The organism is Methanobacterium veterum, from assembly GCF_000745485.1.
GTDB classification, from domain to species: domain Archaea; phylum Methanobacteriota; class Methanobacteria; order Methanobacteriales; family Methanobacteriaceae; genus Methanobacterium_D; species Methanobacterium_D veterum.
Window position 1 is genome coordinate 404,671 of record NZ_KN050694.1, and the last position, 15,003, is coordinate 419,673.

13 protein-coding genes are annotated in these 15,003 nt (G+C 33.9%); 1 reads left to right on the forward strand and 12 read right to left on the reverse strand.

Annotated features, from left to right (window positions below):
* Positions 1 to 124 precede the first annotated feature (124 nt).
* The 4 genes from EJ01_RS15805 to argC all read right to left on the reverse strand — a co-directional run bounded on the left by EJ01_RS15805 (position 125) and on the right by argC (position 3,924).
* Entirely contained in the window at positions 125 to 1,339 is a 1,215-nt protein-coding gene (locus EJ01_RS15805) for a preprotein translocase subunit SecD (RefSeq protein WP_048192902.1), read from the reverse strand.
* Entirely contained in the window at positions 1,336 to 2,178 is an 843-nt protein-coding gene (locus tag EJ01_RS15810; protein ID WP_048082672.1) for a protein translocase subunit SecF, read from the reverse strand. The genes EJ01_RS15805 and EJ01_RS15810 overlap by 4 nt, the downstream gene beginning before the upstream one ends.
* A gap of 12 nt (positions 2,179 to 2,190) precedes the next feature.
* The gene (locus EJ01_RS15815) at positions 2,191 to 2,685 is read right to left on the reverse strand and encodes a flavodoxin family protein (RefSeq protein ID WP_048082673.1); all 495 of its coding nucleotides are present in this window, start codon (positions 2,683 to 2,685) and stop codon (positions 2,191 to 2,193) included.
* A 228-nt stretch (positions 2,686 to 2,913) separates the two neighbouring features.
* Positions 2,914 to 3,924 carry an N-acetyl-gamma-glutamyl-phosphate reductase gene (gene argC / locus EJ01_RS15820; RefSeq protein WP_048082674.1) on the reverse strand — a complete coding sequence of 337 codons (1,011 nt, stop codon included), beginning with the start codon at positions 3,922 to 3,924 and terminating at the stop codon, positions 2,914 to 2,916.
* 708 nt (positions 3,925 to 4,632) lie between these two features.
* On the opposite strand from argC, the gene EJ01_RS17910 reads away from it, so the two are divergent.
* Positions 4,633 to 6,102, forward strand: a complete 1,470-nt coding sequence (locus EJ01_RS17910) for a transglutaminase domain-containing protein (protein ID WP_052376286.1) — start codon at positions 4,633 to 4,635, stop codon at positions 6,100 to 6,102.
* Between the two features lie 112 nt (positions 6,103 to 6,214).
* On the opposite strand, the gene argB is transcribed toward EJ01_RS17910, so the two are convergent.
* From argB to tgtA, 8 genes are all read right to left on the reverse strand, one after another.
* Positions 6,215 to 7,096, reverse strand: coding sequence for an acetylglutamate kinase (gene argB / locus EJ01_RS15830; RefSeq protein ID WP_048082675.1), 882 nt, complete (start codon positions 7,094 to 7,096; stop codon positions 6,215 to 6,217).
* 428 nt (positions 7,097 to 7,524) lie between these two features.
* Positions 7,525 to 8,718: a bifunctional ornithine acetyltransferase/N-acetylglutamate synthase gene (gene argJ / locus EJ01_RS15835; protein ID WP_048082676.1), complete on the reverse strand. Its 1,194-nt coding sequence runs from the start codon at positions 8,716 to 8,718 to the stop codon at positions 7,525 to 7,527.
* Between the two features lie 87 nt (positions 8,719 to 8,805).
* Entirely contained in the window at positions 8,806 to 9,195 is a 390-nt protein-coding gene (locus tag EJ01_RS15840) for a hypothetical protein (protein WP_048082677.1), read from the reverse strand.
* A gap of 89 nt (positions 9,196 to 9,284) precedes the next feature.
* Complete coding sequence (locus EJ01_RS15845) at positions 9,285 to 10,490, reverse strand: hypothetical protein (RefSeq protein ID WP_048082678.1); 1,206 nt, start codon at positions 10,488 to 10,490, stop codon at positions 9,285 to 9,287.
* Between the two features lie 48 nt (positions 10,491 to 10,538).
* The gene (locus EJ01_RS15850) at positions 10,539 to 11,567 is read right to left on the reverse strand and encodes an NYN domain-containing protein (protein WP_048082679.1); all 1,029 of its coding nucleotides are present in this window, start codon (positions 11,565 to 11,567) and stop codon (positions 10,539 to 10,541) included.
* Positions 11,564 to 12,319 (reverse strand): metallophosphoesterase family protein, encoded by a 756-nt coding sequence (locus EJ01_RS15855; protein WP_048082680.1) that lies wholly within the window; start codon positions 12,317 to 12,319, stop codon positions 11,564 to 11,566. The genes EJ01_RS15850 and EJ01_RS15855 overlap by 4 nt, the downstream gene beginning before the upstream one ends.
* Positions 12,320 to 12,673, reverse strand: coding sequence for a nascent polypeptide-associated complex protein (locus EJ01_RS15860; RefSeq protein ID WP_048082681.1), 354 nt, complete (start codon positions 12,671 to 12,673; stop codon positions 12,320 to 12,322). It abuts the gene before it with no gap.
* Positions 12,670 to 14,661: a tRNA guanosine(15) transglycosylase TgtA gene (gene tgtA, locus EJ01_RS15865; protein WP_245611246.1), complete on the reverse strand. Its 1,992-nt coding sequence runs from the start codon at positions 14,659 to 14,661 to the stop codon at positions 12,670 to 12,672. Before tgtA ends, EJ01_RS15860 begins: the two co-directional genes overlap by 4 nt.
* Between the last annotated feature and the right edge of the window lie 342 nt (positions 14,662 to 15,003).

Genomic DNA, 15,003 nt, shown 5'->3' on the forward strand with positions numbered 1-15,003 from the left:
CATTAAATTAAGTTAAAATAAACTAGTAATTCAATTAAATTCAAAAATAAAAACCCTCAAACACAAAGTGTTTGGGGCACCGAAAATCCCTCAATTTGAGGGATTTTCGAGTGGAAAGAATATTTTACTCTGTTACAACAAATTTTTCTATGAATTTCGCATACACAGGCCTTGTTACAAAAATTCCAATTAAAACACCAAGGATTGTGGTAAATGCAAAACTTGAAAGGAGTCCAATTCCAGTCATACCTCTTGATAACCCTACATAAAGCAGTGGAATCATTGCAGCAATTAAAGTGGCTGCTGAAGCATATATGATGAAGAAAGCACCTTTAATTTTAATATTAAGTCCAGTTCTTCTTCTTTTTGAAACTTTACCCCTTTTAAGGACTTCGTCAGTTATAATGATCTGGTCGTCTACTCCCGTACCTATCGCCGCAATAATACCTGCAATAGCCGCCAAATCTATCTCCCAGTGTATAATTGAAGCAGCACCTAAAATGATGATAAGTTCTGCAATACTGGTGAAGACAATAGGCAGTACCAGTATAGGCCGCTTATACCTTATGAAGATTATAATGGCAACTACAATTAATGCCAGTACACCTGCCATTAAAGCCCCATTTTTAAACTGGTCTCCTAATTCTGCAGATATTCCCTGTATTCCAGCAATACTAACTGATACAGGCAATGAACCAGACTGTAAAACTGCTTGAATACCTTTTGCTTCATTAATTGCAGCATCTCTTGTGTTGTTACTACCAGTTATTTGTACATCTGTTGTTGGTACTCCATTAGCAACGTCTGCGCCTATTTCTGGTGAACTGATTAATTGATTATCAAGGTAGAAATCTACAGGCTGCCCTGCTTTACCCTGTGCTGCTACAGCAAATTTTTTAGCCCCATCTACAGATAAGGTAAAGGGTACTTCCCAGTTGTTTCCTGTAACACTGTACGTTTTGACACTTATTATGTCTGCACCTGTAATTACTGTCTGGTTGTTAATTTTGGCTTCAAATTTACCGGGTGTTCCAATGATCTTTGCAACCTGATCTGGTTGAACACCTGCAATTTCAACGATGACATCCTGATCTCCACTGGCCCTAACTTTAATGTCTGACACTCCAAAAACGTTAAGACGCTTATCCAGAACAGTCGTAACTGTACCCATTGTAGTTGTATCAACAGGTTTTTCAAGGTGTATTTGAACAAGTGAACCACCTTTTAAATCCAGCCCTTCAGATACCCCATATAATGAAATTGATACCAGGCTTCCTATTAAAAGAACGACCAGTATAATTACACGGTAATCCTTTAAAAAGTCAATTACGTCACTCATCTGCGGCCACTCTCCATGTACCATCTAAGGATTCCAAGGTTCATAAGCCATGTTGCTATAACATCAGCAGCAAGTCCTATCATCAAAACCTCTGCAATATTCTGCAGAGTCGCTGCAGATGGTATGAAGAATAAAACTATGACATATAATGCTACCATTGAACCTATAGCTGCTGCAGCCATTGTAAATCCTGTTTTCATAGCATTTATAGCTCTTTCTGTAATTGTTCCTTCCCTACGCTTCAGTACACGTGCGGTAAGCAAAATATCTGTGTCCACACTGTACCCAATAAGCAGGAGTAATGCACCTACCGATGCAAGTGAAAGTGGTATTCCAAACAGGGACATTCCACCAGCTGCTATAATAATATCGGATAGTGCAGCAAGAATAACTGCCATAGAAGGTACAAAATTCCTGAACACTATAAATACAGTTACAGACATGAAAAGAAATGCAAATATGAGCGTGTATATTATCTGCGTTAGAGCTGCTGAGCTAAGTACTGCCCCAACAGACCTATAACTTAATATAGTAGCCGTTCCATTCATAAGATTTGTAAACGTGTTTGCATCTGCTTCTGTTCCAATTGTTACAGTAGCTTGATTGTTGCTAAACGAGTTTACAGTCACATCACTCGTATTCAGTCCATTCTCTATCATGCTTTTCAATTCATCCTGACTTATGGACTTTTGAAGCTGCAAAGTGGTGATAGTACCACCTTTTAAATCTACACTTTCGTTTAAACCATTTGTCGCTAAAATAGCCAATGCAATTATTGTAATGATTATGGGAACTGCTATTAATGGTTTATATGATTCCATCAATGTTTCTATTTTCATTAAACCTCCCCATTATGCTCCATAAATTTTTAAATCCATCTCTTCAACCGTTTTTTTCATTTCATCTTCTATTTCATATGTTTTTTTACCGGCAGTTTTAATTAAGAAGGACGTTATCATTCTTCCGCCTCTAACTTCAATTTTCTCTTTCATCCTCAAAATGGTGTTTCTACCTCCTGACCCTCCAAGAGTAGCAAATAAAATTACGTCTTTACCTTGAAAATCACACTTATCAATAAGGGTAATTATAGCAGGAGCAGGCTTTCCTGCCCATACTGGCGTTCCAATATATACCAGACCATATTCATTTAAATCAACAGTCTGTGGCTTAATATTTGTTTTATTTTCTCTCATAGCATCTACTGATGCATTTATATAATTTAGAGGCCCCGACCTCTTTTTTAAATCTTCAATTTCAACAATATCTGCTGAAATCTCTTTTGCAAGAGTATTAGCAGCCCTTGCTGTCTTTTTAGTTCTGGAATAATATAAAATAATAGTTTTCATTCAGGACACTCTCTTATATCAATATTATTTTACATAGTTAACTTAATATTATTTTCGCATTATTAGTTCACTCAATATTTTTCAACTTAATAAATGCTATTAGTTACATAATTAAATTAATCAACGAGTTGTTACCAATTTGAAGCATAATAATAATCAATCCTGACAATATAATGCTATAATAACTAAAACTTAAGTTATTTAATTTATTATCTTGACTTAAAAAATTTATGGATGTAATCCTGTAACATCCAGTGACTTTTTCTCATCAAATCCAAACATTATATTCATATTTTGAATTGCCTGTCCAGATGCACCTTTAACTAAATTATCAATAGCCGATACTATAATAATCCGCCCATTTGGATCTATCTGGAAACAACCAATATCACAATAATTAGATCCTCTAACTGCACTTAATCTTGGAATCTCATCCATATCAACAATCCTTACAAATGGTTCCGATTCATAAAATGAGTCATAAAGTTCTTTTACATACTCAGATGTTACATCTTCCTTTAAAAATGCATGTGCAGTTGTTAAAATACCCCTTATTACTGGAACAAGGTGTGGTGTAAATGAAACATTAACATCCCCAAATTTAGATACTTCCTGTTGAATTTCAGGCATGTGTCTGTGGGTTGTAACTGCATAAGGAACAATATTATCACTGATATTTGGATAATGAGTGGCTTCTGTAGGTTTAATTCCAGCTCCACTTACCCCCGATTTAGAGTCAAGTATAACTGCATCTATAAGTTTTTCTTTTGCAAGAGGTAGTGATGCTAAAATACCGCCTGTTGGGAAACATCCAGGATTTGCAACAAGTTTGGATTTCTTTATTTCATTCCTGTACACTTCTGGAAGCCCATAAACAGCGTCAAGTGGAGCAGAATGTTCAATACCATACCATTTCTCATAAACAGCTATATCATCAAAACGGTAATCTCCACTTAAATCCACAACTTTAATGCCTCTTTCTATTAACTCTGGAACTATATCCATAGATGCCCCGTGAGGAGTAGCAGTAAAAACAAGATCCGCATCTACTTTTTCTGCAGGGATATCTTTAAATTTAATATTTTCTCCCCTTAAATGAGGATGTACTTTTGATACATTAATTCCTGCATATTGTCTGGATGTTGCAGCAACTACATTTACATTATCATGATATTTTAAAAATCTCAGGAGTTCTCCTCCTGTATATCCACTTGCTCCTATGATGCCTACATCAATCATATTATTTTCACCTAAATGATTTTAGTTTAATGTTTATATTATAAATTACGATTTAAAAAAAACTACTAAATAATTTTGTATTGGGAGTTGAAAGAAATATACTTTCTTGAAAACAGTACAGAACGTTTTGTAAACTGTTAGAAACCAAAGTCTTTGAATCTAAAGTAAGGGTTATCTGGTAAATATCGAAAGAATAATTATAATCGAAGAGCATTGATTTAAAATAATAATTTATATTAAATTTAAAGTAAAATTTAAATATATTAAACATAGTAAAGCTCAAATCTTTATTTATTGAATATTTCTTTAAATTATAAATATTTAAAATAAAAATATTCCTAGCAAAATTTTATATTCTTCACATACTCCTAAATCATTTTTCTTTAAAAAGAAAACTTTTGTATGATTAAACAATTTTTGTACTGTTATATCTATAATATTTATTTTTTTGATCAAAACATGTTAATATTATCTTAACTTTTTCCTAAGTTTTTAAATCTTATTATTTCACTTTCAGTGTATTTTAACTTCCATAGGATTTAAGTACATGTTCATTGTATTTTATGGTTTTTAAAAAAAGCATTTAAATCGCTTTAAATCAAAATTAACTTTTTTAGAACGCTTTGTTTACACTTTTTTTTCGAAAGATTTATATGATACGATACTTAAGTAGTGCCACCCAGAAGAATACATTTTAAGTGTATTCTTATGTTGGGAATCGGAGGCGGTATAATTACTAGTAAGCTGTTATTCGCAGTTATGTTAGTGACAGCTATGTTACTAACTGGTATTGCTGGCGTAAGCGCAGCAAATGTGGGACATACAGAAACTAAACTTAATAATTCCCATATCGTGCCTGAAAAAGTTAATTATGATATAATTAACATAAAAGGTACAACTAAATCGGATATACAACAAAATAAATCCGATAAGACTGTAAAATATATTAAAAAAACAGTCCCAGATAAACAAATTGAAACACCAAATAAGAACACATCAAAGCACAAAGTACACAAGAAACAATTGATACACAGTAAAAACTTAACAAAAACCAGTGATATTATACATCAAAGTACAGCAAACAGTACATCAAAAAAATCAACTAAGACAGCAAATGCATTAAAACAAGATGTTACAGCGAATTCAACCAAAAACACAGAACTCCAGGCTGCAGCAGGAGAAACAAAAAATATCAAAAAGTCTTCAAGTAAAGCCGCAGTAAAATCAGCAGTAACTTCAAAAAATTTCACTGTAAGCCAAATCAACAGTGCATCAGCAAGAGTCAACAAGTACATTGAAAATAAACACAGACTTCCAAAGTATGTAACCATTGGTACCTCTCAAGTTAAAATGCCTGCTTTTTTAAAATTACTCACTGCAGACATAATACAATTAAATAATGGTAAAACCACACCAATAAAACTTAAGAATGTAAAAACTCCATCAAAAACAACAGAAAGCTTTAAAAGCGGAAAAATTAATAAATCTAGCTATTTAGGGCTTGCTAAAAGAGTTGATACATTTATAAATAAAAATGGTGTTGCACCTAAACAAACCACAAGCAATCTTGGTAAAATGAATTATAAGTCATTAATTTACACATTTTCCAAGATACCTGCTTTCTACAAAACACACAAAAGACTACCAGGCCACGTATCAGTGAAAAAGTGGAGTACATCTGGAACTACATCTGGAACTACAGGTGTATCTACAGTGAAAATACCTGCATCTTTGAAAAAATACGTTAAAGCTACTAAAAACTGTCAGGTAAACAATGCAAGAATTAAATCACTGTCAAAACAGATAACCAGAGGAAAAAAGACACAGAAAGCCAAAGCAGTAGCAATATTCAACTGGGTACGAAACAAAATAGGTTACAAATTCTACTACAATACACGAAAAGGAGCAGTAGGTACCTTAAATGCCAGAAGCGGAAATTGTGTAGATACTGCACACCTGTTAATAGCTCTTGAAAGAGCAGCAGGAATTCCAGCTAGATACATCCATGGTAAAGCTAAATTTAGAAGCGGTAAATGGTACGGTCACGTTTGGGCTGGAGTATACGTAAACGGTAAGTGGTACAAAGCAGATGCTACCAGTTCCAGAAATTCATTTGGTGTTATTAAAAACTGGAGTAGAGCAGTAATAAAAGGTAAATATGCGTCGTTACCATTTTAATAGGTAAGTGCATTTACCTTCTCTATTTTTTTTAAATTACTTAAAAATAGGCTTTCAATAATTAATAAAATCTAATTTTATTTTATATATCAAAATAAGTAAATAATGGAACTTACGATTTAATCATAGTCCCAATTCCTTTTTTAGTAAATATTTCAAGCAAGACAGAATGTTTAACTCTGCCGTCAATGATATGGGCAGATGAAACACCGTCTTCAATAGCTTTAATACAGGTCATTGTTTTAGGCAGCATTCCTTCAGTTATGGTTCCATCCTTGATTAACTCTTCAATTTCGTCGATTTTGATTTTTCGAATAAGTGACTCAGGGTCCTTTGGATCTGCAAGTATTCCAGGAACATCTGTCAGTATAATCAACTTTTCTGCATCCATTTCAGAAGCCATATCTCCTGCAACAGTATCTGCATTTAAATTCAAAGTTTCTCCATTATCAGCAACACCAATAGGTGAAATTATTGGGATATAATCATTTTTAGTGAGTACATTTACTATTTCCGGGTTTATAGACTTGATTTCACCTACAAGCCCTAAATCTACCATCTGTTTTTCACCAGTTACACTATTTACTATTTCATGAGGGGCTTTCCTGACAGCTTCTATAAGTTTGCTGTCTTTTCCAGAGATCCCCACTCCATTTCCACCGTGCCAGCCTATTCTTGACACAATTTCAGTGTTTATCTTACCTACAAGGACCATTTTAACTATGTCCATAGTTTCCCTATCGGTTATTCGAAGTCCTTCAATAAATTTTGGCTCTTTTCCAATTTTATCCATAGCCCTTGATATTTCAGGCCCTCCTCCATGCACAACAATTGGATTCATGCCCACATACTTTAAGAGCACTGTATCTCTTGCAGTGGAGTCCATAGCTTTTTCATCCACCATAGCATGTCCGCCATATTTTATAAGAATCTTCTTTTTGTGAAATTTTTTTATGTAAGGCAGTGCCTCTATTAAAATGTTAACGGTTTCCATTTTATCCCAAGTTTCAGTTATGTGATAGTTAAATTTTCTTGAATTCGAATATTTTTAAATCAATTATAGTATAAAATTTAATATTTAATAACTCATTCTACCTTTTAAAATATTTGATAGAAATCAAATTGGTGCAAAATATAATTTGATATATACGGATTATTCTAAATCCATCAAAGAGATAGTCTAATTTAAGTATTGTATGAATTAATTTCATGTAAGCCACATGTCAACTGTAAAGTGTGTTTTTTGCTTCCAAAAAATCTCCGATTTTTCGCAGTGAGCGCAAAATCAGAAGTCTTCAAAATTCATGATTTAAGACCAAACAGAGTTTTTTTAGGTTTGTAACAGCAAAAATCCTTGATTTTTGCATGCTCAAAACTCTTCGAATTTTGAGGATTTTCAAGTGGCTTAAAAAAATATTACATTCATGTACTGTACTCTGAATTAATTTTCACATAGTCACATGATAAATCGCACCCGTATGCGGCTGCAGAATGTTTTCCTAAATTAAGATCAACAATTATTTCAATTTCATCATTCTGCATTATTTTTTCTGCAGTTTTAAGTTCATCTGTTCCGTCAAAAGCTAGAATAGAGCCTTTTTCCACAATTTTGACAGTTTCATTATCTGACTTAAATGTTATATCTACAAGGTTTTCATCCATTTCAGCCCCTGAATAACCTACAGCTGCAACTACTCTGCCCCAGTTGGGGTCAGCTCCGAATAATGCCGTTTTTACAAGTGATGATCCAACGATAGCTTTTGATGCAGATTTTGCATCACCAGAAGATGCAGCGCCATTTACATGAACTTCCATGTATTTAGTTTCCCCTTCGCCGTCCTTTGCCATCATCTTCGCAAGTTCAATACATACATACTCAAGCGCTTCCTGGAAATTTTCGTCCATTTTCCCTGAACTTCCATTTGACATCAGTATAACAGTATCATTGGTACTTTCATCACCGTCTACAACGACCATGTTGAATGATTTATCCACTGCTTTTTTAAGCGCGTCATTTAGTTCTTCAGCTGATGCTTTAACATCAGTGGTAATGAAACATAGCATTGTACCCATATTTGGTGCTATCATCCCAGAACCCTTAGTTATACCCCCAATTTTAACATTACTTCCATCTTTAAGGGTAGTTTGAACAGCAAATTCCTTTGAAAATGTGTCAGTCGTCATTATAGCTTCTGCTGCTGCAAATGAAGCTTCAGGAGAATTTTCAAGGGTATTCAGCGACTCATCTATAAGTGCATTTATAATGTCTAAAGGCAGTTTCCTTCCAATTATGCCTGTGGATGCGGCAGCAACATCATTTAAATCAATATTTAATTTATCTGCAACCCTTTTTGTCATTTCTTTTGCACTCGAAATACCTTCTTCACCTGTGAAACAGTTGGCATTCCCACTGTTTGCAACGATTGCGGATAATTTCCCGTCTTTAAGTACATCTTTCGTAACAATAACTGGTGCTGCCACTACTTTATTTGAGGTAAAAACTGCAGATGCTGTATTTTCTTTACTAACTATTACAGATACTCCATATTTTCCTTTACGAGAACCTGAAGCTAGAACACCATCTACAGCACATATTCCCCCTTTTATTATTTCCATAAAAATTCTCCATTAATATTATTTTAAAATCGTGTCTAATCAAATAAAATTAGAAAATAGTGATTTAATCACTGAAATATTTTTATACTATTGATTATCGCCAGTACCGTCATCATCATTGTCTCCGCCGGTGCCACTGCTACTACCGCCGTTTTCTGTGGTTCCACTGTTTCCACTGTTAGTGCTTCCGCTGTTACTACCCTTGCTACCACTGGTGCTTCCGCTACTACCACTATTATCCTTATAAGTAGATTCTGAATTTTCATCTGTGCTATTTACGCTGGTTTTAGGTTCTGTATTGATGTTAACATTTTTTGTGGATGGGACCTGTATATCCTGATTGGTTGAGACCTGTGTAGTGTTTTGGGTATTGTTTTGATCCAAACCCATTACTATTCCTGCTCCTGATCCAAATCCAAAAGCGATTAATGCTATAATCAGTCCGATAATGGCTTTTGCTTCAGTTTCTGGCTTCATAATACCACTCTAGTTTTCTATTGTAAGTTTTAATTAATAAATATAATGGTTTAACTTAATCTCTGTGTCTAGATCTTTGCTAGATCAAACTATGTTGCAATTGCATATAAAAGAGCGAGGAATATTGACACGATACCAAATTCCCAGTATCCAATGCTCCATCCTATGAATGTAGCTATAAACACGAAGATAAATATTATTACAGCTTTAGATTTCCCATGCATTAAGAAATCCAGGATAGACCTTGAGAATTCTGAAGGAATATAATATGCGTATGTTCCATCTGCAATATCAAAAACCATAACTGGGCTGTTATTCCATATTTTAACTTCATCAGCTATTTGAGCCCTTTCTCCAGATTCCCTTCTGCTTTTTCCTATACCTGCCCTTAGCATTGCTCCATGATTTAAAGCATGCCATGCAGAATCAATACCTGCCTGTAATGCTGCATGCTTTGTTGGGAAATTAGCGACAAAATCATCCCCTCCTTCCCTATATCCTTCAATTTTTCCATTACATTCATTCTCGATGAAATTTTTAATATCTGTCATTATTTCAACGAGTTTGTCACGCCCATTTTCTGATATAAATTTAGTGGAATCTATCATATCAATAAATAGATAATTATCATAAACTGCAGGGGCACCCTTTAATTTTCCAGTTTTACCTGAAAATACAATTGCATATTCTCCCCCTAATTTGGTAAACCCTACTCCTGATGATTCACCAATCTGTTTGTTTAAATTAATAGCCCTTTCAATAGATGCTGCTCCAGTCATACCTGATGCAGCCCTTACGTGAATATCTTTTTCTAAACCGCGGCTTATAATTTCAATTCCTACTCTTATTGCATCATTTTTAGAAAGCATCCTTGCTACAATCTCAGTACTGCTTTCCTCAACAATTGTACCCCTTTCCTTTTCAATGATGTTTACAAATTCCTTAATAATCGGATCTTTTTCAAAGACCTCTACATACAGATACCGATCACTACCCATAATTATATTACTTAAAAGGGCATACTCATCAACTTTATTTTCTGCAGGCTTTAATTCTATGAATTTTCTACCTTCAGGGATGTTTGCTGTACCTATTTCTTTAACAAGGTTATGGAAAATATTTTGAGTTGTAATATGTGCACGATCAAGTTCCAATAGCATCGTTTTAGTGTAATTTATCATCTCTACGTATTCTCTTTCCCTGTCGTTGGTTGGGTAATATTTTGTGCCTATGCTTAAGACCTTGGCCTTTATAAAAAGTCCAAAAAGTCCTCTCATTAGATAATCCATGACCATTTAACTTTTTCCTCCTTATAGAGCGAAATGAGATTTCGTTAGATATTACTACCCTTTACTTTCTCCTTTTTCTAAAACAATTTCAAATTGTCCTGGTTTTTCCATTAACATACTTGGTTTAACGGATACAATAGGAAATTTCCATGTTCCAATCCTTGCAGCCACTGTACTTGCAATATTTCTAGAGTTTTTCTTTACAAATGAGTAATCGTGATCATTAATGGTTATATTTATATTATATTTGGATTCCTCAACTACCTCATCAGAATAAAGAATATTAAGCTCAAAACTACCCGGTTTTGTGAAAAGATCATTTCTTACAGCAACAAGGGGTGCGTGTTCAAGTTTAAGTCTATCTCCAACAGTAACTGCAATATTTCCCGCATATCTAACAGCATCTTTATAGTCCCTTGGGCTTACAAGAACAAAAATAATGAAGTCGCTCGTTGATTCAGCCTCTTCAACCAGGTTCATTACTTTACCAAAGAGAGGAATCTTCTGGAATATATCTTCTATTTTAGAGTCCAGTGCATTTTCCCGCGTTTTAGTTATCCTATCAATTGCTTCTTTTGCAATTGCAATACCACTTATTTTCTTACTTTTTTTAACTTTATACGCATCTAATCCCTTTCTTTCAAATTCGTTAAGGGAATATGTACATATTTTTTGCAGTATATTTTTAACTTTTTTAGGCTTAGAAGATGTTCCAATGGAGATTTCACCATTTTTAATACCATAAGGAATTCTTCTACTAGCAATATCTTTAAATTCGTCGTTATAATCTCTAAACATATCATTTGATAATATTTTTGCATTTTCTTCATATGCAATTTTTAAAATAAAATGATCTGCCGTTGTACCAGATGGGACCTGTTGAACTTTTTCTTCTTCAAGAAGCTTGTTGAATTCTTCCTTGTTGTCTATTTCATGTCTAAGGGGTGCATCCGCTATGGCAAATGGTTCATAACCTAATCCTTTCAACGCTTCAATTGCATTTAATATGTTATTAAGACTTGGCTGTCCGTCTTTTCCTTTTCCAAAGTGAGCTACGTTGGATGCATCAATAATTACTTTCAATCAATCACCTTACATCTATTTTCAAATTTTGCAAGACACTTAGATTTTCCATCTGCCTGATTTAAGACTACTTCAACAGTATCTGGTTTAATATCAATTGTATTAAAAGAACAAACATCTTTTCCTCGAAGTTTAAGCGAAGAAACTGTTCCAGCAGTAACAAATGTTGTATTGCCTACGAACCATACATAAGGCACGTGTTTATGTCCAGATAATACGATATCTGCCTCTCCATCAATTATAGATTTTAAAATATCTCCTGCATCAGTTAATACGTTCCTTTCACGCCCAGTTTTTGGGACGGGGATTATATGGTGGTGAAGAGCTATTATCTTATATAAATTATTTTCTCCAGCGCTTTTAAGTTCTGCTTCCATTGAAGCTTGCTGTGCTCTACCTATTTTCCCATAATCTATATCTGGCTCGCTGCTATCTAATCCTATAGCACTAATTTCAGGAGTTTTAACATTTAAAGTACCACACTGCTTTTTTATAAGTTCCTCAAAACATTCGTTCCCTATATGCCGTGCATCGTGATTTCCAGGAACTACAAGCAGTGGACTTTCAAAAAGTTCCATGAACTCTGCTGCTCTTTCAAATTCTGCATAATAACCATTGTTGGTTATATCTCCAGTTACAATCACTAAATTTGGATTGAGGTCATTAACTTTATTTATGGCCCGGAGTAAAAGCTCCTCTTTGAAATTGATTGCACCGATATGCATATCTGATAGGTGAGCAATAAATGCCATCTAACTTAACCTCATAATTGCTTCTGCAAGATCTCCATCCGTATCTTTCAATGCTTTAATAGCATCTTCTTTACTTGCACCTGTTTGAGCAGATACAAGTTCTACATCCTCTTCAGGAATTTCTAATTCTGCTTCAAATTTTCTCTCTTTAGGTTTACCAGTTATCTGGTATGTTTTCTGCCCCATAAAATCCATTAAATTAACCTTGGGGTTATTAATCACGATTTCTTTATCTTTAAACTTTATTATGACTTCTGTGGCACCTTTAACATCCTTCATGTCCATGCCCATTTGTTTCATAGCTCTTTGCATTTGTTTAAGTTGTTTTGGGTTCATCCCTGCACCCGGTATCATAATTTACCTCCTTTTCTTGTCTTTACAGCTTGACCAGTTTTTAAATCTTTTATTTCATGAGCGTTTAAAATTGACTTACCAAAAGCCAGTAAATCATCATTTTCATTTACAATTAATACTTCTTCATTCGCTCTAATATTTATATCAATGTCTATAACAAATTTAGCAAATATACTTTTTCCTTCCCTTGCAAATGGTTCAGAATCACTGTTTACAACCACTCTACTTTTAGGGTATTCAAGAAACTCATGAAGTCTCTTTGCTCCAAGCATACTTAAAACGAATATCCCATCGCTAGCACGAAGCGTTGCAATCAGATCTTCGCCGTCATAAACATGTCTTATTTTGCCAGTTTTTCTACTTTTAACTATACTTACATCAGTACCAAATAGAGCTTCCCCAGCACCAGTGCTAAATTGATAATCTGCAATATATTTTATTTTTTCTTTATCATCAAATTGCAACCTCAATTCATCAATATTGAAATTTTCAAGTTGAAAATCAAGATCAAACCTTTTGATAAGGCTTTCACTGATTATAACTTCATTGAAATTATTTATATACTCATTTATAATATTTTTAACGAATTTTTTGGAATCTTCATCTAATAAACTTGGAGACTCATTTTGAGCTAAAGGATAAATCTCATCAATTTCAAGGGGAATAACCCCAAAAGGAACATCTACAACAGTAGCCTGTAATGGTTCATCTATATCTAAGTTATTTTCAGTCTTTAAGTTCTTAATCTTGTAGAAATTTCCAAGTCTCTCTAAATCAGGTTCATCCCTGCCAAAATTGGTTAAAATATTCTGAATATTTTTGGAGTATGGTTTCTTAAATGAGGGCAGTAAAAGAACTCTATTTTTTTGAGGGAGCCTTGAAAGGCGGTTCAAGTGCCGGAATATCTCAGGCCTATCCAATGATTCTGGACCGCTGTAGAAAAATGCAGAATTTTTATACTCAGGATCGTACTCTTCCATTAATTCCGTGTAATTTTTAAGGTTTCGCAGCGCATCTAAAAGATAAGGGTGAGCCCTACATCTCTGCTCAACTAATTCAAGTAAACTTCCATCGATAATAGCCTGCCTTATTTTTCTAATTTCTGCAAAACTCACATGAAGGTTATGCTGTGCAATTAGTTTCATCCTCTGTTCTTTTTTCATACTTCTTAAATCATTAGGAGTATATTTAGTGCATACTTCACATGAACACGGCATCTCCGAAAGATCCTGTAATTTATAAGTTCCATTAGGCATCATCAGGCGATCATCCTGGGCATAGAGAATATAAGCAGCTGAATCAAACAAATCACATCCCATAGCAACAGCTAGAGCAAATACCATAGGATGGCCAGCACCCATAAGGTGTCTTGGTCTTGATGGAGGCAAATTAGCTACTGAAGCCATTACAATATCCACAACATCTTTGTATTTATAATTTTCAAGTAAAGGAACTACAGCCCCTATTGGATAGACTTCAAAATCCATCTGGCCAATTGCTTCTGCACACTTTGCCCTTAAATTAGGGAATGTAGAGCCCTGCACTACAGAATTCAGCATTAAATTTTCTCTTGCATCTAACGCTTCTTTTGCCCTTTCAAGAGTTATTTCAAGTTCTTTTTCGGCCCTTTCCCTCTTTACATATGGAGGTGTTGGAATATCAAGAGATGTACCAATATCCGTACCTATTTTCTCTTGAAACTCGATTATTTCCTTATTAGTTACATCAATGTCTCCATACACTGAAAGCTGAAAAGAACCGGAATCTGTAACTATTGGACCATCAAAGTTTATCAAATTGTGTATACCTTCTTCAAGAGCTTTTTTCTTCAATTCTTCATTTTTATAAATTATATAAGAGTTAGTTATGACGATGTCTGCCCCATACTTTTTAACATCGATGGTTTGTTTTCCAGGATGGATTACAGGCATCAAAGCTGGTGTTTTCACATTTCCATGGGGAGTCTTCAGTATACCAATTCTACCCATTGCATCTTTATATTTAATTTCAAAGTTCAATTTTTCACCCATATCATTACATTATTAAATATATCTTTTAAATTGTAAATTTAATTGTTCAATTAAACTATTTATTCAAAGAAGTTCAATTTTCCACATATAATCATTATATTTTTAATTTAGGCTCTGTAAAGATCATCATATAATTGTATAATCATTCTTAAATTTTATGTAGTTATAATAAACATCATACCTGACATCACAATTATCTGATTTTTTTTCAATCTTTTCTACAGAGCCTAAATTACATCTTTTAGACTTAATAAATTAATTTAATTATTTAATGAATTTCATCAAAATTTAATTTATAAC